At 61.4% G+C, this 18477-nt stretch carries 17 protein-coding genes and 1 tRNA gene; 16 read left to right on the forward strand and 2 right to left on the reverse strand.

What is annotated here, in order from left to right; genetic code table 11:
* Positions 1 to 9: 9 nt before the first annotated feature.
* Together AC6CH8_RS08845 and AC6CH8_RS08850 are read left to right on the forward strand one after the other, a co-directional pair.
* Positions 10 to 1350, forward strand: a complete 1341-nt coding sequence (locus AC6CH8_RS08845; RefSeq protein ID WP_498190021.1) for a 3-oxoacyl-ACP reductase — start codon at positions 10 to 12, stop codon at positions 1348 to 1350.
* Positions 1347 to 2270, forward strand: a complete 924-nt coding sequence (locus AC6CH8_RS08850) for a MaoC/PaaZ C-terminal domain-containing protein (protein ID WP_498190023.1) — start codon at positions 1347 to 1349, stop codon at positions 2268 to 2270. Before AC6CH8_RS08845 ends, AC6CH8_RS08850 begins: the two co-directional genes overlap by 4 nt.
* Before the next feature lie 169 nt (positions 2271 to 2439).
* Here AC6CH8_RS08850 and AC6CH8_RS08855 read toward each other — a convergent pair.
* Positions 2440 to 2522: transfer RNA gene (locus AC6CH8_RS08855), tRNA-Leu, on the reverse strand.
* 267 nt (positions 2523 to 2789) lie between these two features.
* On the opposite strand from AC6CH8_RS08855, the gene AC6CH8_RS08860 reads away from it, so the two are divergent.
* Positions 2790 to 4094 carry a M20/M25/M40 family metallo-hydrolase gene (locus AC6CH8_RS08860; RefSeq protein WP_091470704.1) on the forward strand — a complete coding sequence of 435 codons (1305 nt, stop codon included), beginning with the start codon at positions 2790 to 2792 and terminating at the stop codon, positions 4092 to 4094.
* Between the two features lie 41 nt (positions 4095 to 4135).
* The gene (locus tag AC6CH8_RS08865; protein WP_498190025.1) at positions 4136 to 5302 is read left to right on the forward strand and encodes an acyl-CoA dehydrogenase family protein; all 1167 of its coding nucleotides are present in this window, start codon (positions 4136 to 4138) and stop codon (positions 5300 to 5302) included.
* A gap of 26 nt (positions 5303 to 5328) precedes the next feature.
* Here AC6CH8_RS08865 and AC6CH8_RS08870 read toward each other — a convergent pair whose 3' ends face one another.
* Entirely contained in the window at positions 5329 to 5562 is a 234-nt protein-coding gene (locus AC6CH8_RS08870) for a DUF5703 family protein (RefSeq protein WP_017200923.1), read from the reverse strand.
* Between the two features lie 39 nt (positions 5563 to 5601).
* Between AC6CH8_RS08870 and AC6CH8_RS08875 the strand changes: the two genes are divergently transcribed.
* The 12 genes from AC6CH8_RS08875 to AC6CH8_RS08930 all read left to right on the forward strand — a co-directional run bounded on the left by AC6CH8_RS08875 (position 5602) and on the right by AC6CH8_RS08930 (position 18476).
* A complete protein-coding gene (locus AC6CH8_RS08875; RefSeq protein ID WP_091470707.1) occupies positions 5602 to 5859 on the forward strand; it encodes a hypothetical protein in 258 nt (85 codons plus the stop codon).
* Between the two features lie 267 nt (positions 5860 to 6126).
* Entirely contained in the window at positions 6127 to 7806 is a 1680-nt protein-coding gene (locus tag AC6CH8_RS08880; RefSeq protein ID WP_498190027.1) for a sugar transferase, read from the forward strand.
* Between the two features lie 57 nt (positions 7807 to 7863).
* On the forward strand, positions 7864 to 8973 hold the full coding sequence (locus AC6CH8_RS08885) for a Gfo/Idh/MocA family protein (protein WP_091470710.1): 1110 nt from the start codon (positions 7864 to 7866) through the stop codon (positions 8971 to 8973).
* Positions 8970 to 9986 carry an NAD-dependent epimerase/dehydratase family protein gene (locus tag AC6CH8_RS08890; RefSeq protein ID WP_420178109.1) on the forward strand — a complete coding sequence of 339 codons (1017 nt, stop codon included), beginning with the start codon at positions 8970 to 8972 and terminating at the stop codon, positions 9984 to 9986. The genes AC6CH8_RS08885 and AC6CH8_RS08890 overlap by 4 nt, the downstream gene beginning before the upstream one ends.
* Positions 9983 to 11146: a DegT/DnrJ/EryC1/StrS family aminotransferase gene (locus AC6CH8_RS08895; RefSeq protein ID WP_498190029.1), complete on the forward strand. Its 1164-nt coding sequence runs from the start codon at positions 9983 to 9985 to the stop codon at positions 11144 to 11146. The genes AC6CH8_RS08890 and AC6CH8_RS08895 overlap by 4 nt, the downstream gene beginning before the upstream one ends.
* Positions 11143 to 11805 carry an acetyltransferase gene (locus tag AC6CH8_RS08900; RefSeq protein WP_420178111.1) on the forward strand — a complete coding sequence of 221 codons (663 nt, stop codon included), beginning with the start codon at positions 11143 to 11145 and terminating at the stop codon, positions 11803 to 11805. The genes AC6CH8_RS08895 and AC6CH8_RS08900 overlap by 4 nt, the downstream gene beginning before the upstream one ends.
* Positions 11802 to 13274, forward strand: coding sequence for an oligosaccharide flippase family protein (locus tag AC6CH8_RS08905; RefSeq protein WP_498190030.1), 1473 nt, complete (start codon positions 11802 to 11804; stop codon positions 13272 to 13274). The genes AC6CH8_RS08900 and AC6CH8_RS08905 overlap by 4 nt, the downstream gene beginning before the upstream one ends.
* Positions 13271 to 14542: a glycosyltransferase family 4 protein gene (locus AC6CH8_RS08910; RefSeq protein WP_498190032.1), complete on the forward strand. Its 1272-nt coding sequence runs from the start codon at positions 13271 to 13273 to the stop codon at positions 14540 to 14542. Before AC6CH8_RS08905 ends, AC6CH8_RS08910 begins: the two co-directional genes overlap by 4 nt.
* Positions 14539 to 15708: a glycosyltransferase gene (locus AC6CH8_RS08915; RefSeq protein WP_498190034.1), complete on the forward strand. Its 1170-nt coding sequence runs from the start codon at positions 14539 to 14541 to the stop codon at positions 15706 to 15708. The genes AC6CH8_RS08910 and AC6CH8_RS08915 overlap by 4 nt, the downstream gene beginning before the upstream one ends.
* A complete protein-coding gene (locus AC6CH8_RS08920; protein ID WP_091470720.1) occupies positions 15708 to 16436 on the forward strand; it encodes a GumC domain-containing protein in 729 nt (242 codons plus the stop codon). The genes AC6CH8_RS08915 and AC6CH8_RS08920 overlap by 1 nt, the downstream gene beginning before the upstream one ends.
* Positions 16437 to 16438: 2 nt before the next feature.
* Entirely contained in the window at positions 16439 to 17128 is a 690-nt protein-coding gene (locus tag AC6CH8_RS08925; protein WP_420178116.1) for a hypothetical protein, read from the forward strand.
* 163 nt (positions 17129 to 17291) lie between these two features.
* Positions 17292 to 18476 (forward strand): O-antigen ligase family protein, encoded by a 1185-nt coding sequence (locus AC6CH8_RS08930; protein ID WP_498190035.1) that lies wholly within the window; start codon positions 17292 to 17294, stop codon positions 18474 to 18476.
* Position 18477 lies beyond the last annotated feature (1 nt).

Genomic DNA, 18477 nt, shown 5'->3' on the forward strand with positions numbered 1-18477 from the left:
GGGAGTGCTATGACAGACAGGTACACACAGCTGGTAAGTCAGGGACTGGGGAAGGACGTAGCCAAGAAGCTGGGCCTGCCCCAGCCCGTGGTGCTTCGACGCCACCAACCCGGCGCACCGCTCATCAGGGGCCCGGTCTTGGTCAGTGGCGACAGTGCAGGGGCAGATGACATTGCCACCACCCTGCTTGGTTGGGGTTTGGACGTCCGCCGCAACGCGCTGCCCAAGGAGAAACTTGGGGCAATCATCCTGGTACTTGATGCAGTCCAGCACCCCGGGGACCTGGGAAAATCGGTCCTTACCGCTGGCGCATCCCTGCGGGACCTCTCGCCCAACGGCCGTGTCATCACCATGTCGCGGACTTCGCAGTCAGCCCCGACTCCGGCGTCTGCTGCTGCGCGGCAGGGCATTGATGGATTCCTGCGGTCTCTCGCCAAGGAACTACGCGCGGGGGCCACGGCCAACGGCATTCTCCTGGATGGCCAGCTCGCCACCACCAGCCCTTCGGCACTGGGGGCCCTGAGGTTCTTCCTCTCGGGCCGCTCCGCTTATGTGGATGGACAGTTCCTGACCGTCTGCTCAACGTCAGGCAGCTTGCCGAACGACGCCGACAAGCCCCTCGCCGGAAAAGTAGCAGTTGTTACCGGCGCAGCGCGGGGGATCGGTGCAGCCATCGCCCGTACCTTGCACCGCGACGGGGCCAAGATCGTGGCTGTGGACATCCCGGCTGCAGGGGACCACTTGGCAGCTGTAGCCAACGAGGTACGCGGGACGGCCCTGCAGCTTGATATCAGCAGGGATGACGCCGGACACCGCATCATCGAACATGCCGTGGAACGCCACGGCCGGCTCGACATCGTTGTGCACAATGCAGGGATTACCCGTGATCGACTGCTTGCCAACATGGACGAGGGCCGCTGGCAATCAGTCATTGCTGTCAACATCGCGGCACAGCTGAGAATCAACGAGGCACTTCTGGCGTCGGAGCATTTCAAAGAATCGCCGCGCATTGTGTCAGTCGCATCCACAAGTGGCATTGCCGGAAACAGGGGCCAGACCAACTACGGCGCATCCAAGGGTGGTGTCATAGGCATGGTGAGATCCACGGCTGCCCTGATGGAACCTTTCGGTGGGACCATCAACGCGGTAGCTCCTGGTTTCATCGAAACTGAGATGACGGCCAAGATGCCCTTCGCGATCCGCGAGGCGGCTCGCAGGCTCAACTCCCTCAAGCAGGGCGGCCAGCCCCAGGATGTGGCAGAGGCCATCGCGTTCCTTTCCAGCGATGCTGCCGGTGGAATCTCCGGTGAGGTACTGCGCGTGTGCGGGCAACAACTGGTGGGAGCATGAACCATCCCCAGCCGGTTGTCCTTGGCGAGCTTCCGTCGCTCTCCAAGTTGTATGTCAACGCCGCTACCGCAGCAGCCCGCCGTCGGGTTCTGGGAACATCCTCCGGGAAGAAGCGGCTTCCTGCGGTCAGCCACGAGGTCAGGGGGGTGCGGGCCGACGTCGAAAATCTGACCGCCTACCAACATTTGGTGGGTGAGACCGCCAGCGACACCCTCCCTGCCGGCTACGTTCATGCTTTGGCTTTTCCCGTATCAATGAGCGTCATGAATCGTGAAGACTTTCCGCTGCCGCTTCTTGGCATGATTCATCTGAAGAACCGTATCGAACAACTGGTACCCATCCAGTTCTCCGAGCAACTGGACATCCGTTCCTGGGCGGAGAACCTTGCCGGCCACAGGGCCGGAACCCAGCTGGATGTAGTGGCCGAGGTCCGTTCCGGTTCCAGCGGTGACTTGATGTGGCGCGGCGTGTCCACGTACTTAGCCAAAGGTGTCTTCCTGCCGGGTATCGACAAGCCAGGCAGCCCGAATGGCGCATTTGCCGGCGACTTTTCGCCGCCTGATCCCACTGCGCTGTGGCAACTCGGACTGGATACCGGAAGGAGCTACGCTACCGTGTCGGGCGATTTCAATCCGATCCACTTGAGCGTCCTTTCGGCTAAAGCCTTGGGACTGCGGGGATCAATCGCGCACGGAATGTATCTGGCCTCGCGTGCACTTGCCGACGTCGGGGCCGTGAAGTCGGATGCCTTTACCTGGGACGTTGCCTTCGAAGCCCCTGTGTTCCTTCCAGCGCGTGTTGCCTTGGACATCACCACGGTGCAAGCGGATTCGGGAAGCTGGGAGCGCTCGGACTACGTTGCGTGGAATCCCCGCAGCGGCAGGCGGCACTTTGCCGGAAGTGTTGTTGCTATGGCATAAGCTGCCGCTACGGGAAATGGCGGCAGCCACCTGAAGGTGACTGCCGCCATTTCTTCGTTAACGACAAGTAAGGAAACAGTTGTGACTAAGCTCGCATGCTGTTCCTGCCAAGGTAGATCAGGAGAAACAAACAAGGCCCGAAATCCGTGGATTTCAGGCCTTGTGATTGTGCGCGGAGGGGGACTTGAACCCCCACCCCCTTTCGAGGACTAGCACCTCAAGCTAGCGCGTCTGCCATTCCGCCACCCGCGCAGGTGGTGTTCAGATGGTCCATTTTGCACCTTGCGGTGCTTCACTTTCCTCCGAAGCAGCGAGAAAAACTCTAACACGGTTTCAGGTGGCTGAAAAATCGGCCCTGGTCCGGGAACATCCGATGTCGCCCCGGTGCGTGCGCTTATCCACCTTCCGGACGTCTCCCGCCACTGGTGGGTAGGCTGAGGGGACACGGGACGGAAATGCTGGGAAAACCACAGCGCGCGTCACCGGAACCTGCAGCCCAGCCACGCAAGGAGAGTTTCCATGTCTGTCATCCGCCCCGAAGACGAAGTTGTCCGGATCTGCCAGGAGCTCATCCGCATCGACTCCTCCAACTTTGGAGACGACTCGGGCCCGGGGGAGCGCGCGGCAGCAGAGTACACGGCCGGGCTGATCACCGAAGTCGGACTTGAAGCCGAGATCTTCGAGTCCGCCCCGGGTCGCGCCAACGTGGTAACCCGCATGACCGGCGAAGACCCCTCGGCGGACGCCCTGGTAGTACATGGGCACTTGGATGTTGTCCCCGCGCTCAAGGACCAATGGAGTGTGGACCCGTTCAGCGGCGAACTGAAAGATGGCCTGGTCTGGGGCCGCGGCGCCGTGGACATGAAGGACATGGACGCCATGATTCTTTCAGTCATGCGTAACTTTGCCAGGACGGGCCGGAAGCCAAAACGCGACATCATCTTCGCTTTCTTCGCAGATGAGGAGGCCGGCGGCACCTACGGTGCCAGGTACGCCGTCGAGCACCGACGTGAACTTTTCGACGGCGCCACTGAGGCGATCTCGGAAGTCGGCGGATTCTCCGCCACTATTGGCGGACAACGGACCTACTTGCTGCAGACTGCCGAGAAGGGATTGTCCTGGTTGCGGCTGGTAGCGCACGGCCGGGCGGGCCACGGTTCGCAGATCAATACTGACAACGCCGTTACGCGGCTTGCCGCCGCTGTGACCAGGATCGGCGAACACAAGTGGCCTGTGGAATTGACGCCAACCACGCGACAGTTCCTGGACGGCGTCACCGAACTGACGGGAGTCGAGTTCGACGCCGACAACCCGGACATCCTCCTCAAGGAACTTGGTACTGTGGCCCGGTTCGTCGGTGCCACACTACAGAACACTTCCAACCCCACGTTCCTGCGCTCGGGCTACAAGCACAACGTCATTCCCGAGTCGGCCGAGGCGTTCGTTGACTGCCGAACACTTCCGGGGCAGCAGGAACTGGTGTTCGAGACCATCAAGGAACTCGCCGGGGACGGCATTGAGATCAGCTACGTCAACAAGGATGTTTCCTTGGAGGTGCCCTTTGCAGGAAACCTGGTGGACTCCATGATCGATGCCCTGCACTCCGAGGACCCGGGCGCCAAGGTCCTCCCTTATACGCTTTCCGGGGGCACGGACAATAAGTCGTTGAGCAAGATCGGCATCACCGGATACGGTTTCGCTCCGCTGATGCTGCCCGACGAACTCGACTTCACAGGGATGTTCCACGGCGTCGATGAGCGCGTGCCGGCCGAGTCCCTCCAGTTCGGCGCACGGGTCCTGAACACCCTGCTCAGCAACTACTAAAGGGTTCGGCAACTACTAAGGCAAGCACCCGAAGGACCATCATGACTCCCGAAGAAATTCTGCCCGACGAACTGCTAGAACGGCTGCGTGGCCGCGCCGCAGGTTACGACCAGAACAACCAGTTCTTCCACGAGGACCTGGAGGACCTGGCAGCCGCCGGTTACCTGAAGCTGTTCGTGCCGGAGGCCGACGGCGGTTTCGGGCTCGGGCTCGAATCGGTGGCTGCGTTGCAGCAACGTCTCGCCACGGCTGCCCCGGCCACAGCGCTGGCGGTGAATATGCACTTGGTGTGGACCGGCGTCGCGCAGGTCCTGACGGCCCGAGGGGACAGATCCCTGGATTTCGTGTTGAAGGAGGTGGGGCAGGGTGAGGTCTTTGCTTTCGGCATTTCCGAGGCCGGCAATGATTCCATGTTGTTCGATTCCGGCACGGTTGCCGAGCCGCTTCCTGACGGGAGCTACCGGTTCACTGGCCGGAAAATCTTCACCAGCCTCTCACGCGGCTGGACCCGGCTGGGAACATTCGGCAAGGATGCCGACGCCAGGGACGGTGAGGGTGAGCTCGTCTTTGGCTTTCTCCGCCGCGACGAGCCGGGCCACGAAACCCTGAGCGACTGGGACACCCTGGGTATGCGTGCCAGTGCGTCCAACACCACCCTCCTGCACGGAGCCGTGATTCCGGCAGAACGGATCTTCCGCAAGCTCCCCGTGGGACCCAATAAGGACCTGTTGATCTTCGCGATCTTCGCGTGCTTCGAGACGTTGCTCGCCGCTGTGTACACGGGCGTTGCCGAGCGCGCATTTACCCTTGGCGTAGCGAACGTCAAGCGAAGGGTTTCAGCCAAACACGGTGGCCGGAGCTACGCCCAAGACCCGGATATCCGTTGGAAGGTGGCAGACGCTGCCCTGGCCATGGACGGAATCGCACCCCAAATCTCTTCCCTGGCCCGCGATGTGGACAACCTGGTGGACCACGGAGCCCAATGGTTCCCCAAACTTGTGGGACTAAAGTCCCGGGCAACGGAGAGCGCACGCCACGTAGTGGACTTGGCGATCCGTGTCACGGGAGGATCCAGCTACTTCCGTGGGTCTGAGATGGAGCGGCTCTACAGGGACGTCCTGGCAGGCATCTTCCATCCTTCCAACGATGAATCCGCCCATAACACTGTGGCGAACGCATGGTTGGGTCCGTTGGAGGACCAGCGGTAAAACCTGAATGCGTGATGCCGCTGTGTTCAGACGGTTCGCTGCACGGAATAGACTTTGCGGCGCAACCAGAAGCGGCGCCCGCCTCCGAGGTAGAGCACGCTGCGCTCGAGTTCCCACTTGCCGTATTCGGAATGCTCGGCGAGTCGGCGTCGGGCTTCCGGCAGTGAATCGTCAGGTCCCACCGTCAGTACGAGGTATTCGTACTGACGTGCGTAGTCTCGTTGGCGCTCAACGGAGCTGCCCGGAAATTGTTCTCTCATCCCTCTCCATTTTCGTCCTTTTCCGGCTAACGTGAAGTCATGAGCATCGATCCGCGTGTCGCGCTTCAATCACTGACCGCCGCCCTGGAAGAACATCTGGCCGCCGCATCAGCGCGCAGGGGCGAAGGTGACCCCAATGTCGAAGCGGCTTTTTTCGCCGTCGCCGATGCCTTCGAAGTTTATGAAGATGCGCTGTACGAGGCGTACTCCGAGGTTACTCCGCTCCAAGTCTTCGACGACGAAGATGAAGAAGATGAGGACGTCCTGGACGAAGACATGGAAATCGTAGAGGACTAACTGTCCTAATGAACCGGCCACCTTGGGGTGGCCGGTTTTTTGTGCTCCCTTCCGGCAGCTTTTGTGCTGGTTCCAGCCCGGATTTCCGCGGCTTTTGCCCTCCTGCGCGCCACGAAAGCACGTAGTGCCGCCGTCGCCGGCTAGGTACTCGCACGTAGGTGCAATGGGTAAACCTGCGCAAACTTGAGTACCGACTACTGGTGCGCCTCCTGACCGCCGCCGCTTCACTGATAAGTAGGCAATGGCAGGTCTGCAAAGAAGGCTGACATGGTGAAAGTTCCAGTCTTGCGTACGGGCAAGGTAGCGGCACCCACTGGTGCGGACCATGCCTTGGCGGGTTCAGTCTTTCCCGCAAAAACTGCCATCGCCGACGTCAATCCGCCGGTGTCTCCCTGGATTGACAAGTCCGTTGCTGCACAACGGACTGAGAAGGCGGGACTGGCGGCACCGAGCTCCGAGGTCACCCTGGACTTCGTGCCGCCAGCCACCCGCAGGACCCCTCGGATCACGTTCCCCCGCCGGGGCAGGACCGACTGGGCGCATTCACTGACCAACAGTCTTCGCATGACGGACATGGCGCTCGTTACTGCCGCTGTTTTCGCCGGTTTCGTTCTCAACACCAATGGCCTGACCCTGGCTGCGGAGAGTCCTGCCTACACACGCCATCTGGTGATGGCACTGATTCTTGGACTGGTTTGGTTGGCTTCGTTGGAGGTCTACCGCACCCGCGATCCGAAAGTCCTGGGCGTAGGTCCCGAGGAATACAAGCGCGTCCTCTCGGCAAGTTTTCGTGTCTTTGGCTTCCTGGGCATCGTGGCCGTGGTTTTCCGGCTTGATGCTGTCAGCTCATTCGTACTCGTCTCCCTGCCGCTTGGCCTGGTGGCGCTCACCGGCAGCAGGTGGAGCTTCCGCCGGTGGCTGAGCCACGAAAAGTCCCGCGGCCGCTGCCTCTCCCGGGCGATCGTTGTAGGTGAGCCCCAAGACGTTCGGTATGTCATCAAGCAGATCAACCGAAAGTCCGGCACCGCGTACGACATCCTCGGAGCATGCCTTCCAGGGGCCCGGCGGGGTGCGGTCCTGAAGGTGGACCACCTCCGTGTCCCTGTTCTTTCTTCGATCTACGGGATCGCCCACACCGTCCGGCAAACGGGCGCCAACGCGGTGATTGTGGCCGGCCCTGTGCCTGGTGGAAACCAGTTCATCCAGGAGCTCGGGTGGCGGCTGGAGGAAAATTCCGCGGAACTTGTGCTCGCTGCGGCCCTGACGAACGTGGCCGGTCCGCGGATCCACTGGCGCCCGGTCGAGGGACTTCCCCTGATGCACGTGGACATCCCGCACTACTCCGGGGGTAAGCACACACTCAAGCGTTTGATGGACATTACCGTCTCGGCGTCGGCATTGCTGGTCCTGTCACCGATCCTGCTGCTCATGGCAGCCATAGTTCACCAGGACAGCCCCGGGCCTGTACTTTTTCGCCAGGAACGGGTCGGCAGGAGGGGCGCTACCTTCCACATGCTGAAGTTCCGTTCCATGGTGGTGGACGCCGAATCCCGCTTGGAGGAACTTAGCACCCAGGATGAGGGCGCCGGTGTCCTGTTCAAGATCCGCGGCGATCCCCGGGTTACCAGGTGCGGGCGTTGGATGCGTAAGTACTCCCTCGATGAATTGCCACAGTTCTGGAATGTTCTTGTGGGCAACATGAGCCTGGTGGGACCGCGGCCGCCGTTGGCCCGTGAAGTCAGCGGCTACGAACGCCATACGCATCGTCGGCTGCTCATCAAGCCCGGTATCACGGGCCTATGGCAAATCAATGGGCGGTCGGACCTTCCATGGGACGAGGCCGTACGGCTGGACCTCTATTACGTGGAGAACTGGTCCATAGCTGGAGACCTGATGATCATGTGGCGGACGTTCAGGGCAATGATTCAACCTTCCGGGGCCTATTAGCCAATAACTGCAACAAACCAAGCGAATCGCGCTGTCAACACAGAAGCAGAGTGGGAAATGAGCATACGAACGATTCCATCAGGACAACTCAACGGCCACGGCCCACAGCCCAGGCTCCGCATTGCGGTAGTCGGGGCAGGATACTGGGGCCCCAATCTTGCCCGGAACCTCAAAGCCAGCCCTGACTGGGATCTCGTTGCCATCTGCGACCTCGACGTCGAACGAGGGCTAAGGCTCGCGGAGACGGTTGGCGGAGTGGCCGTCGTCGAATCCTTGGACGAACTGCTTGACACGTACAACCTGGACGCCGTTGCAGTAGCTACGCCGGCGCATACCCACCACGGAGTGGTGATGACTGCCCTGCGCGCCGGCAAACACGTCCTGGTGGAGAAGCCGTTGGCTGACAGCCGTGCGAAGGGCCTGGAGATGGTGGAGGAAGCGAAGGCCAGGGGATTGGTCCTCATGGCAGACCACACCTACTGCTTCACACCAGCGGTCCTCAAGATCCAGGAACTGGTAGCCAGCGGTGCCCTGGGCGACATTTTGTATGTGGATTCCGTCCGCATCAATCTTGGACTCGTCCAACCGGACGTCAACGTTTTCTGGGACCTGGCGCCCCACGACCTTTCCATCCTGGACTTCGTCCTGCCGGGTGGCTTGCATCCCACGGAAATATCCGCTCACGGCGCGGATCCCCTGGGAACTGGCAGGGACTGCGTCGGACACCTCACTTTCGGCCTGCCCAACGATGCCATGGTCCATATCCACGTGAATTGGCTCAGCCCCACAAAGATCCGGCAAATGATCATCGGAGGGTCAAAGAGGACCCTGGTGTGGGACGACCTCAATCCCCAGCAGCGCCTCAGCGTGTACGACCGCGGGGTCAGCCTGGAGCATCAGCCCAGATCTGCCGCTGACAAACGGACCTCCGCCATCTCCTACCGCTTGGGCGACACTTGGTCTCCGGCATTGCAGGAACGCGAACCCCTTGGCCAGGTGGTGTGCGAACTTGCCTCCTCCATCCGCAACCGGACCATGCCACGGACCAGCGGGGAATCCGGGCTCCGCGTCTTGTCCGTTCTCGAAGCCGTCACGCAAAGCCTCAGCACTGACGGTCAATCAACAATCGTCGCCGGGAATGAAGTCTCTCTCCAGGTTGCACGGTGAAAAAGCTTCTAGGGGCCAGTGTCCTGGTCACCGGAGGGGCCGGCACCATTGGTTCGACGCTGGTGGACCAACTGCTCGACGCCGGTGCGGCGCACGTAGACGTACTGGACAACCTCGTCCGCGGCCGCCGCGCAAACCTCGACGAAGCTCTCTCCACCGAAAGGGTACGGCTGGTCGAAGGCGACCTCCGTGACCGCGACCTCGTCCACGACCTCACCCATGGCAAGGACCTGGTTTTCCATCAAGCCGCCATCCGCATCACCCAGTGCGCGGAAGAACCACGGTTGGCCCTCGAGGTATTGGTGGATGGAACGTTCAACGTTTACGAGGCTGCTGCGGCGCACAAAATAGACCGACTCATATCAGCCTCAAGTGCCTCCGTTTATGGCATGGCCGAGGAATTTCCCACGAAGGAAAGCCACCACCACCACAACAACGACACCTTCTACGGTGCGGCGAAGTCCTTCAACGAAGGAATGGCGAGGAGCTTTCGCGCAATGTCAGGCCTGGACTACGTCCTCCTGAGGTACTTCAACGTTTATGGACCCCGCATGGACGTGCACGGGCTCTACACCGAAGTCCTGGTTCGTTGGATGGAGCGCATAGTGGATGGCCAGCCCCCACTGATTTTCGGCAGCGGGCAGCAAACCATGGACTTCATCCACACCGCGGACGTCGCCAGGGCCAACGTCCTTGCCGCCGTCAGCAATGTACGCGAGGGCGTCTATAACGTGGCCAGCGGTACGGAGACCAGTCTGGCGGAGCTGGCGCAAACACTGCTCAAGGTCATGGCTTCACCTCTCCACCTGGAACATGGTCCGGAACGTGCCGTCAACGGAGTTGCCCGACGCCTTGCCGACGTCACGGCAGCACGCGAAGACCTGGGCTTCGAGGCAGCCGTGGGCCTGGAAGACGGCTTGCGCTCGCTGGTCTCGTGGTGGCGCCCGCTTCGTGCGGAGATTGCTGCCGCCCGCACTATGAGCCGCCCCGCACCGACAGTCGGTGCGCGATGACCATCTCCGAAACCCGGTTGGGCCGCATCGACGTCATGAAGCCGTGGCTCGGCGAAGAAGAAGCCCAGGCTGTCGCAGAGGTCATCGCTTCCGGTTGGGTGGCCCAGGGTCCCAAGGTGCGGCAATTCGAGGACGCCTTCGCCGCCGAGCAACATGCTGGATTCGCGGTGGCAACGTCGAGCTGCACCTCCGCGCTCCATCTAGCCCTCGTCGTTGCCGGCGTCGCCGCCGGGGATGACGTGGTGGTGCCATCGTTCTCCTTTATTGCTACTGCCAACGCCGCAACGTACGTGGGTGCGCGGCCGGTTTTCGCCGACGTCGACATGCTCACTGGCTGCGTTACTGCAGAAACCGTTAAGGCTGCCCTGACTCCCGCTACTACAGCGGTCATCGCCGTCGACCAAGGTGGAGTCCCGGTTGACCTGGAACCTATCCGCGCGCTGTGTGATCCCTTGGGAATCATCGTGGTGGAAGACGCCGCGTGTGCTATTGGCTCCAGATACCGGGGACAGCCCGTAGGTTCAAACGCCGAGTTGGCTGCTTGGTCATTCCACCCGCGCAAGATCCTCACGACGGGTGAGGGCGGCATGATCACCACTCCGCGTCAGGACTACGGCGACAGGGCACGGCGCCTCCGCGAACATGCCATGAGCGTTTCAGCCGCTGATCGCCACGCCAGCCTGCTCGCCCCCGCGGAGGAGTACCTCGAGGTCGGTTTCAACTACCGCATGACCGACCTTCAGGCCGCCGTCGGAATTGTCCAACTTGGCCGCCTTAATGCCGCTGTCCAGCGACGGCGCGAACTGGCCGCTACCTACGCAAACGCCTTCGCCGGAGTGGAAGGCCTACGCCTGGTAAACGATCCGGAGTATGGCATCAGCAACTTCCAGTCATGCTGGTTGGAGGTCGGCCCGGCGTTCCCGCTGGGCCGGGACGCCCTCATGGCACGGTTGGCCGCGGATGGCATCTCTGCCCGCCGCGGGATCATGGCAGCGCACCGGCAGCCTGCGTACGCAGGCACGGACACAGGCACAGCCGGGCTGGACGCAACGGAGTGGTTGACGGATCACACACTCATACTTCCCCTCTTCCACCAACTGGCGCTGGGCGACCAAGTCCGCGTCATCGACTCGGTATTACGAGCCGCGGGTCAGCCATGAGCGAGCTACTCCTCATCGCGGCAAGCGGCCTCGCCCGGGAGGTCCTTGCCATGGTCCGCAGCAGCGGGCCTTTCGACGTCATTGGGATCCTCGACGACGACGAAGACAAACTGGGCCGCGTGGTGGACGGGGCACATGTCCTCGGTCCCGTCCGGGAAGCTATGAACTACCCCCACGCCCTGCTGCTGATCTGCATTGGATCCGGCAGCGGCCGCGAAAGCGTGGTGATGCGGCTCCGCGCCTTGGGGCTGGCCGAAGACCGCTACGCTACAGCGATCGATCCTTCCGTGCGCGTTCCAGAGGGCTGCATGATTGGCCGGGGAAGTATCCTCCTCGCCCACGTGAGCATGACAGCTTCGGTGACCATCGGCGAACACGTGGTCGCAATGCCAGGGGTCACGTTCACACATGACGACGTCATCGGCGATTACGCCACCTTGGCCTCCGGGGTGTCCCTGGGCGGCAACGTCCACGTTGGCCGGGCCGCCTACATCGGCATGAATGCCAGTGTCCGCGAGCGCCTGACCATCGGCGCGAAAGCGATGATCGGCATGGGCGCCGCTGTCCTGGCCGATGTTCCCGAAGACGAAACGTGGGCCGGCGTGCCGGCAAGGGTGATCCGGCGGGGAAATACCCCGGAGCTGGAGGGCGTCCTGTGACACTTCGGAACCCGGTGACTCCCCGGCGGACACCAACGCCCACCAGGGCATTCGTGATCAGCGTGGTCAACGCTTTCATCACGAAGCTGGGCACGATCGGAATCGGCATCGCCCTTGCACGTCTGCTGGGACCCGAAGAATTCGGAACCTACGCCGTAGCGTTTGTAGCTTTGGTTGCGGTCTTGAGCTTCAACGAGTTGGGAGTCAGCCTCGCGATCGTTCGCTGGCCGGGTGACCCAAAGGCCATAGCGGCAACCGTCACCACTATTTCGGCAACATGCAGCGTCCTGCTGTACGGCGTGTCCTATGCAGCGGCCCCATACTTCACGGCCGCTATGGGAAATGAAGCAGCCACGGATGTGGTCCGGGTGATGGCGGTCTGCATCGTGCTGAACGGCTTGGTAGCCACCCCTGCAGCCCTGCTTCAACGGAATTTCCGTCAGGGCCAGCGCATGGTCATTGACCAAGTCAATGTATGGCTGGGGGCAGGTGCCTCACTGATCATGGTGATCGCCGGGATGGGCGCCATGAGCCTTGCCGTTGGGCGGGTCTTGGCCAGCCTGGTAGCCGGCGTCCTGTTCCTGATCTATTCGCCTTTGCCCTATCGCTTCGGATTCTCGCCGAAACTTGCCAGGCAATTGCTGGCGTTCGGGCTGCCACTTGCCGGTGCCAGCACGGTGGTTTTTGCCGTTGGCTACGTTGATCAACTCGTTGCGGGCAAGATGCTGGGGCCAGTCGCGTTGGGCCTGTATGTCATGGCGTTCAACATGGCTGGCTGGCCTTCCAGTTTGTTGTCCCCGCCCCTTCGGAGCGTGGCACCGGCAACCTTTGCCAGGTTGCAGGACAGGCCGGGGGATATGCAGTCGGCCCTGTTGTCCCTGACGGGGGCGCTGGCGGCGGTTCTTTTGCCGGTCTGCGCGGTAATGATGGGATGTGCCGTCCCACTGGTCATGCTGGTTTATGGCGACGCCTGGGCTCCGGCCGGCCTCGCCCTTTTTTGGTTGGCTCCGCTGACCGCAGTGCGGGTCCTCCACGAGCTGTTCTACGACTACCTGGTCATTCTCGGTTTGTCCGGTCCGATTTTCACGGTCCAACTGATGGCGCTCGCAGCTTTGGTCCCCGCCCTGATTGTTGGGGCGATTTATGGCGGGATGTCCGGACTGGCTGCAGCGCCGGTGGCCGTTGCCGTTGTGGTGACGTCACCGATGTACCTCAGAACCTTGAAGCGGGCGAACGTTTCACTGCGGGCGTTGGCCGTTCGACTCGTCCGGCCCTTCATGGTTGCTGTTGCTGCCGGCGTTGGTTGCGCGCTCCTGAGCCAATCTGTGCGGTCACCGATGGAGGCCGTTCTCTTGTCTGCTGGTGTGGGCGTCCTGGCGATGGGCCTCACTCTTGCTTTCGGGAGGCGGGACATTGCCGATGTCCGGCGTTGGGGCCGTGGCCGTGCCCCTGAGGAGGCCTGGACATGAAGATCCTCGTTTATCCACACGACCTCCGCCTGGGCGGCAGCCAGCTGAATGCAATTGAATTGGGCGCAGCCGTACAGCGACTGGGGCACGACGTTCTGCTCTTTGGGCAACCGGGTCCGCTGGCGCAAACGGCTGTTAAGTTGGGATTGGAGTACGTTCCTGCACCACTTCCAGGAAAGCGTCCTTCGCCAAATGTCATCAGCGCCCTGGTACGCACTGTCCGCGAGCGCGGTGTGGATGTTCTTCACGGATACGAGTGGCCACCGGCCTTGGAGTGCCTGGCTGCTTCCAAAGTGGTCGGTGGCACCACCGCGGTCGCCACCGTCATGTCCATGGCTGTCGCTCCGTTCATTCCAAAGTCCATGCCGCTCATGGTGGGTACTGAGCAGATCCATCAATGGGAGTCTTCCCGGGGCAGGGGAGAAGTGCACGTCATGGAGCCGCCGGTGGATACGCACGCCAACCAGGTTTCCGCGACGACGGGCTTGGACGCATTTAGGCGCAAGTTTGCACTGAGTGACCGTTCCCTCACCGTTGTCTGTGTTTCACGCCTGGCGCAGGAACTGAAACTTGAGGGCCTTCTGAGCGCCATGGACGCCGTCCGCCTGTTGTCCCTTGAACATCCGGTGACGCTGATCATTACGGGAACAGGTCCGGCCTTGGATGCAGTCGCTAGCCGGGCTGCGCTTATCAACGCAGCCACCGGGCGGGAGACGGTGACCCTCACGGGTGAACTCGCGGACCCGCGGCCAGTCTATGCTGCCGCTGATGTGGTGCTGGGGATGGGCGGTTCAGCGTTGCGCGGGCTCTCCTTCGGAAAGCCCCTTGTGGTCCAAGGTGAGCGCGGGTTCTGGGAACTTCTCACCCCCGATTCCCTACCTACCTTCCTGTGGCAAGGATGGTACGGATCCGGTCCGGGTACAGGCGGTGAAGGACAAACAGCTTTGCTCGCCATCCTGCGAGCGCTCATGGAAGATGAGCAACTTCGCCGGGACTTGGGTGGCTTTGGTCGGCAGCTCGTCGAGGAGAGGTACTCATTGGACTCCGCGGCTCAACGTCAGGTACGCCTTTACCAGGGTTTTGCCGCTGCCCGCCCCGGTCTGGCAGCGACCTTGGCGTCGGAAGTGGCAGCCATGGGCCGGTACTGCGGCTATGTAGGGAAACGACGTGCTCAGCGCGTGCTGCGCCGGCTGCCAAGGGAGGACTTCAATGCCCGTCCTGTTGCCATGACGGCCGCTTCGAACACACCCGCGGCGGTGAAGGCATGAACGGCACCATCATGTACATCTCTGGTGGCCAATGGGATGGTGTGCCTGGCACAGACAGGCTTTTGGCGGAGGCTTTGAGCGTCCGCGCAAGGGTTCTCTGGGTTGACCAACCAGTCTCTGTCGCCAGGGATGGCAACGTACGTCGCCACACCGTAAGCAGCTTCCGTGGGGTGCCTGAGACCGTGGCGCCCACGGTGAGCAGGTTGCGCGTGCCTTCCCTACCCGGCTTCAGCCGCCCCGTAGTACGACGTTCCACCGAGGCGATCGCCCGATGGACCATGCGGTCGGCAGCGAGGAGGGTGGGGGACGGCCTGGCAGGGGTGGTCAATGCATCCCCATTGGTTCATTTCCCCCGGGAACTATCCGTGCCACGTCTTCTACATCTGACCGACGATTGGCTTGCCTCCGCGGAGCTCATGGGCTTATCGCGCACACATTTGGAGCGGGTCCTCATGTCCAACATCGCTGTGGCCGACGTCGTCACAGCAGTGTCGCCCGCACTGGCTCAGAAGTTCTCTGAATTCTCCGGCCGTAAGGTCGAGTTCGTACCAAATGGTTGCAGGACACCTGTTCCGGCCGAATACGGAACAGTCCGTCAACCGGTCGCCGTATTGGTGGGCCAACTCAATGAACGTCTTGACTTTGCCACACTCAGCGAGCTGGGCAGGACGGAGCTTCCCGTCATCGTGCTGGGTCCTAGGACGGAACGGGAACAGCACGCCCGAAGAAGCCTCGACGAATTCTTGTCCCGGCCCAATGTTGATTGGCGCGGCGAGGTGTCCGCTCTGGAAGTTGCCAGGGTACTGGCTACGGCAGCCATAGGTCTGACCCCTTACACGGATTCGGAATTCAACCGTTCAAGCTTTCCCCTCAAAACACTCGAATACCTCGCCTCCGGGCTGCCCGTGGTTGCGGCAGACCTTCCGGCTACGCGATGGATCAGCTCCGATTTCGTGAAGATAGCCACGACTCCACGGGACTTTGTTGATCTGGTGCGATCAGGCTTGGAGACGGAATTGACGTGCGAACAGCGACGAAGGATCCAATCCTCAGCGCAGCAGCACACCTGGGACGTAAGGGCAGAGAAACTGCTTTCCCTTTTGGGTGAGCAACAAACCACGGAGCCGGTCGGTAAACGCGCTCCCCGTCACATTGGGAGCAAATGATGCAGTTGCGAACTGTTCTGGCGAGCGTTGCACGCCGGTGGTACTTGGTGGTTGCGGGCATGCTCGTTACCGGGCTGCTGTGCATGTCAATCCAAACGAGCGCGCCGGAAAAGTACAAATCCCAAGCAAGCCTGGTCCTCATGCCCTCAAGCCAGAGCATTGGCGACGCCGGAAATCCATATCTGTATCTGGGCGGTATGAGCGAGGCCCTTGACATCCTGATCCGCAAAATTACGTCACAGCCTGTGAAGGAACGGCTCCTGGCGAACTTCGGATCCGCAACCTACGTCGCAGAACCCGACCGCGGCACCAGTGGTGCGATCCTGGTCATAACTGCCACTGCAGACAACCCCGAAGAGACCATGGCAGTCCTGAAGGCAGTGATGGACGAGACTCCGCGCTCCCTCAACGACATGCAGGCTGCCCTCGACGTCGCTGTGCCGGCAAGGATCACCACCATGAGTCTTCTCGTGGACCGGCAGGCCGTACCCGAAGTGAAGGCCCGCACACAGTTGGTCCTCATTGCCGGGGCTGGGGGAGTGTTACTGACTCTGGTCCTGTCTGTCTTGGTGGATGGCTTGTTGATGACCAGGAAACGCCGGAAGGAAGCTTCGAGGAAAGATACCCTGCGGCCTGAGCAGCCCCCTCATAGGCGCGCAGCCCATGACGCCAAGGAAACGGATGAAGAGATTCATGGAGTCCTGCCGCTGTCCTCAGGGTCAAGTTAGCCATGACTGCGTCAACTTTCCTGGGGATCCTGCTGCGCCGATGGTACATGGTGGCCTTCGGACTGGCACTAGGTCTGGCTGCCCTTGGCGCCATCCGGTCATCGGAGCCCGTCTTTTGGACTGAAGCCGACGTTACCTTCGTGGCCCCTGAACGCGAACCGGCCTACTGGATCTCCGGTGGCAGCGCCATGACCTTGACGGAATTCGCCGACATGGTCAAGCGACGCGTCAATCAGGAAGCTCCGTCTGTAGATCTGGGCCTGACACGGGGAACCCTCTACGGTGCTGGCGTTCAAAAGGGGTTCTCGGTGACGTTACCCGCCAACGGCGGTCAATGGAACAAGACATTCAGCCAACCGGTGCTCAAGATACAGGTAGTGGATACCAGCGCCGAAAGAGTGAACCAGGTCCTCGCCGACGTACTCGACCGAATAAACGACGCCACGATCCAATTGCAGAACGAAGCAACCGTAAAAGCGGACCGTATTTCCACGCAGACCACCCCATCAGAAGCAGAAGTCATCTTCGGCGGCGGCACCCCGGTGACCCGCATGAAGGGATCCGTGGTGTGGGCTGGCCTGTCCTTGGCCCTCACTTCAGTAGCAACCCTCTACGCTGATCGCGTCCTGGTGCGCCGCAAGCTAAACCGCAACAACCAAGTGGAGGGGACCCTCAATGCATCCCTCCTATGAAAGCACCACCGCCCCAGGCAGAGCCAGTGCTCTGGACGCGCCGGAGCGCAAAGACGTTTCATGGTTTGTCATCGTTTACTTGTTCGCTACGTGCCTTATTCCCTCAAATCTGACGATAACTGCTTTAGGCTCCGTTGGACGACCAAGCACAATCTGCGGCCTCTTGGCCTTCGCCTGGTGGCTGCTGTATCAGTTGCAACGCACTACGCCAACGCGCACAGGCTCCCAAGCTGTCCGAATTGCCATGGTGGTTTTCCTGGCCGCCGCCCTGACCAGCTATTCGTTGGCAATGCTGCACGGCGTCCCCGATTCGGAGGCCAGCCCCGCAGACAGCGGGCTCATCAGGCTGGCCAGCTGGGCCGGAATCTTCCTGCTCATCAATGACGGACTGGCCAGCCGCCAAACTCTGATCAAAGTGCTGCGAAGCTTTGTCGTTCTAGGGACGGCGACGGCTGTCTTGGGATTGATGCAATTTGCCACAGGATCATCCCTTGTGGACTGGATCAGCATTCCCGGCTTCAGCGCCGCCTCAGAACTGACGGGCGTGCAGTCCAGGGGAGGGTTCATTCGTGCCGCCGGAATGGCCAGCCACCCATTGGAGTACGGAGTGGTGCTAGCCGCTTCACTCCCCATCGCCATCGCGCTCGCCGTTACTGACCGGGCCAGAGGCTGGCTCCTGCGATGGCTGCCCGTGGCGGCCATCTCTTCGGCCGCCGTCCTATCGGTCTCCCGCTCGGCATTGATGGCCTTCGGCGTCGCTCTGCTTGCCTTGGTGCCGTCCTGGCCCAAGAAGGTTCGGCGTGGTGCACTGCTGCTCGGCCTCGTGCTGGCCGCAGGAATGTACCTGTTGACTCCCGGGATGCTTGGGACGCTCCGGGGGCTTTTCACCGTGGGGACAGCAGACCCCAGCATCAGTTCGAGGACCAGTGCATACACGACCGCTTTTGGGATGCTGGCCAACAACCCCGTAGTTGGGCGCGGGTTCGGAACGTTCCTTCCGGACTATGTCATAGTGGACAATCAATTCCTCGGGATCCTGGTGGAACTGGGATTCGTCGGATTGGCGGCATTCGTAGCGTTGATACTTTGCGCCATTATCTGCTCTTGGCGGGCCCGTAAGTTGGCATCCGATGACCAAATGCGCCAGGTCAGTCAGGCCGCTTTGGCCTCGATAACCGCGATCGCCGTGACCTTCGCGTTCTTTGACGGATTGTCGTTCGCCATGGCAGCCAGCCTCTTCTTCTTCATGCTTGGAATCGCTGGTGCGCTATGGCGCCTGGCACGACAAACCGATGACGTCGATGCCGGACCGACGTACCGTGTCGAAGGCAAGCCAGGAAAGCGGTAGC

It is taken from the genome of Paenarthrobacter sp. GQ52 (assembly GCF_059759005.1).

What these genes read in the sequence shown, in the direction of transcription:
- AC6CH8_RS08870 (WP_017200923.1), bottom strand. Translation starts at nt 5,562, where the DNA reads ATGAGAGAACAATTTCCGGGCAGCTCCGTTGAGCGCCAACGAGACTAC.
- AC6CH8_RS08910 (WP_498190032.1), top strand. Translation starts at nt 13,271, where the DNA reads ATGAAGATCCTCGTTTATCCACACGACCTCCGCCTGGGCGGCAGCCAG.
- AC6CH8_RS08885 (WP_091470710.1), top strand. Translation starts at nt 7,864, where the DNA reads ATGAGCATACGAACGATTCCATCAGGACAACTCAACGGCCACGGCCCA.
- AC6CH8_RS08920 (WP_091470720.1), top strand. Translation starts at nt 15,708, where the DNA reads ATGCAGTTGCGAACTGTTCTGGCGAGCGTTGCACGCCGGTGGTACTTG.
- AC6CH8_RS08865 (WP_498190025.1), top strand. Translation starts at nt 4,136, where the DNA reads ATGACTCCCGAAGAAATTCTGCCCGACGAACTGCTAGAACGGCTGCGT.
- AC6CH8_RS08915 (WP_498190034.1), top strand. Translation starts at nt 14,539, where the DNA reads ATGAACGGCACCATCATGTACATCTCTGGTGGCCAATGGGATGGTGTG.
- AC6CH8_RS08845 (WP_498190021.1), top strand. Translation starts at nt 10, where the DNA reads ATGACAGACAGGTACACACAGCTGGTAAGTCAGGGACTGGGGAAGGAC.
- AC6CH8_RS08900 (WP_420178111.1), top strand. Translation starts at nt 11,143, where the DNA reads ATGAGCGAGCTACTCCTCATCGCGGCAAGCGGCCTCGCCCGGGAGGTC.
- AC6CH8_RS08925 (WP_420178116.1), top strand. Translation starts at nt 16,439, where the DNA reads ATGACTGCGTCAACTTTCCTGGGGATCCTGCTGCGCCGATGGTACATG.
- AC6CH8_RS08875 (WP_091470707.1), top strand. Translation starts at nt 5,602, where the DNA reads ATGAGCATCGATCCGCGTGTCGCGCTTCAATCACTGACCGCCGCCCTG.
- AC6CH8_RS08880 (WP_498190027.1), top strand. Translation starts at nt 6,127, where the DNA reads ATGGTGAAAGTTCCAGTCTTGCGTACGGGCAAGGTAGCGGCACCCACT.
- AC6CH8_RS08860 (WP_091470704.1), top strand. Translation starts at nt 2,790, where the DNA reads ATGTCTGTCATCCGCCCCGAAGACGAAGTTGTCCGGATCTGCCAGGAG.
- AC6CH8_RS08850 (WP_498190023.1), top strand. Translation starts at nt 1,347, where the DNA reads ATGAACCATCCCCAGCCGGTTGTCCTTGGCGAGCTTCCGTCGCTCTCC.
- AC6CH8_RS08895 (WP_498190029.1), top strand. Translation starts at nt 9,983, where the DNA reads ATGACCATCTCCGAAACCCGGTTGGGCCGCATCGACGTCATGAAGCCG.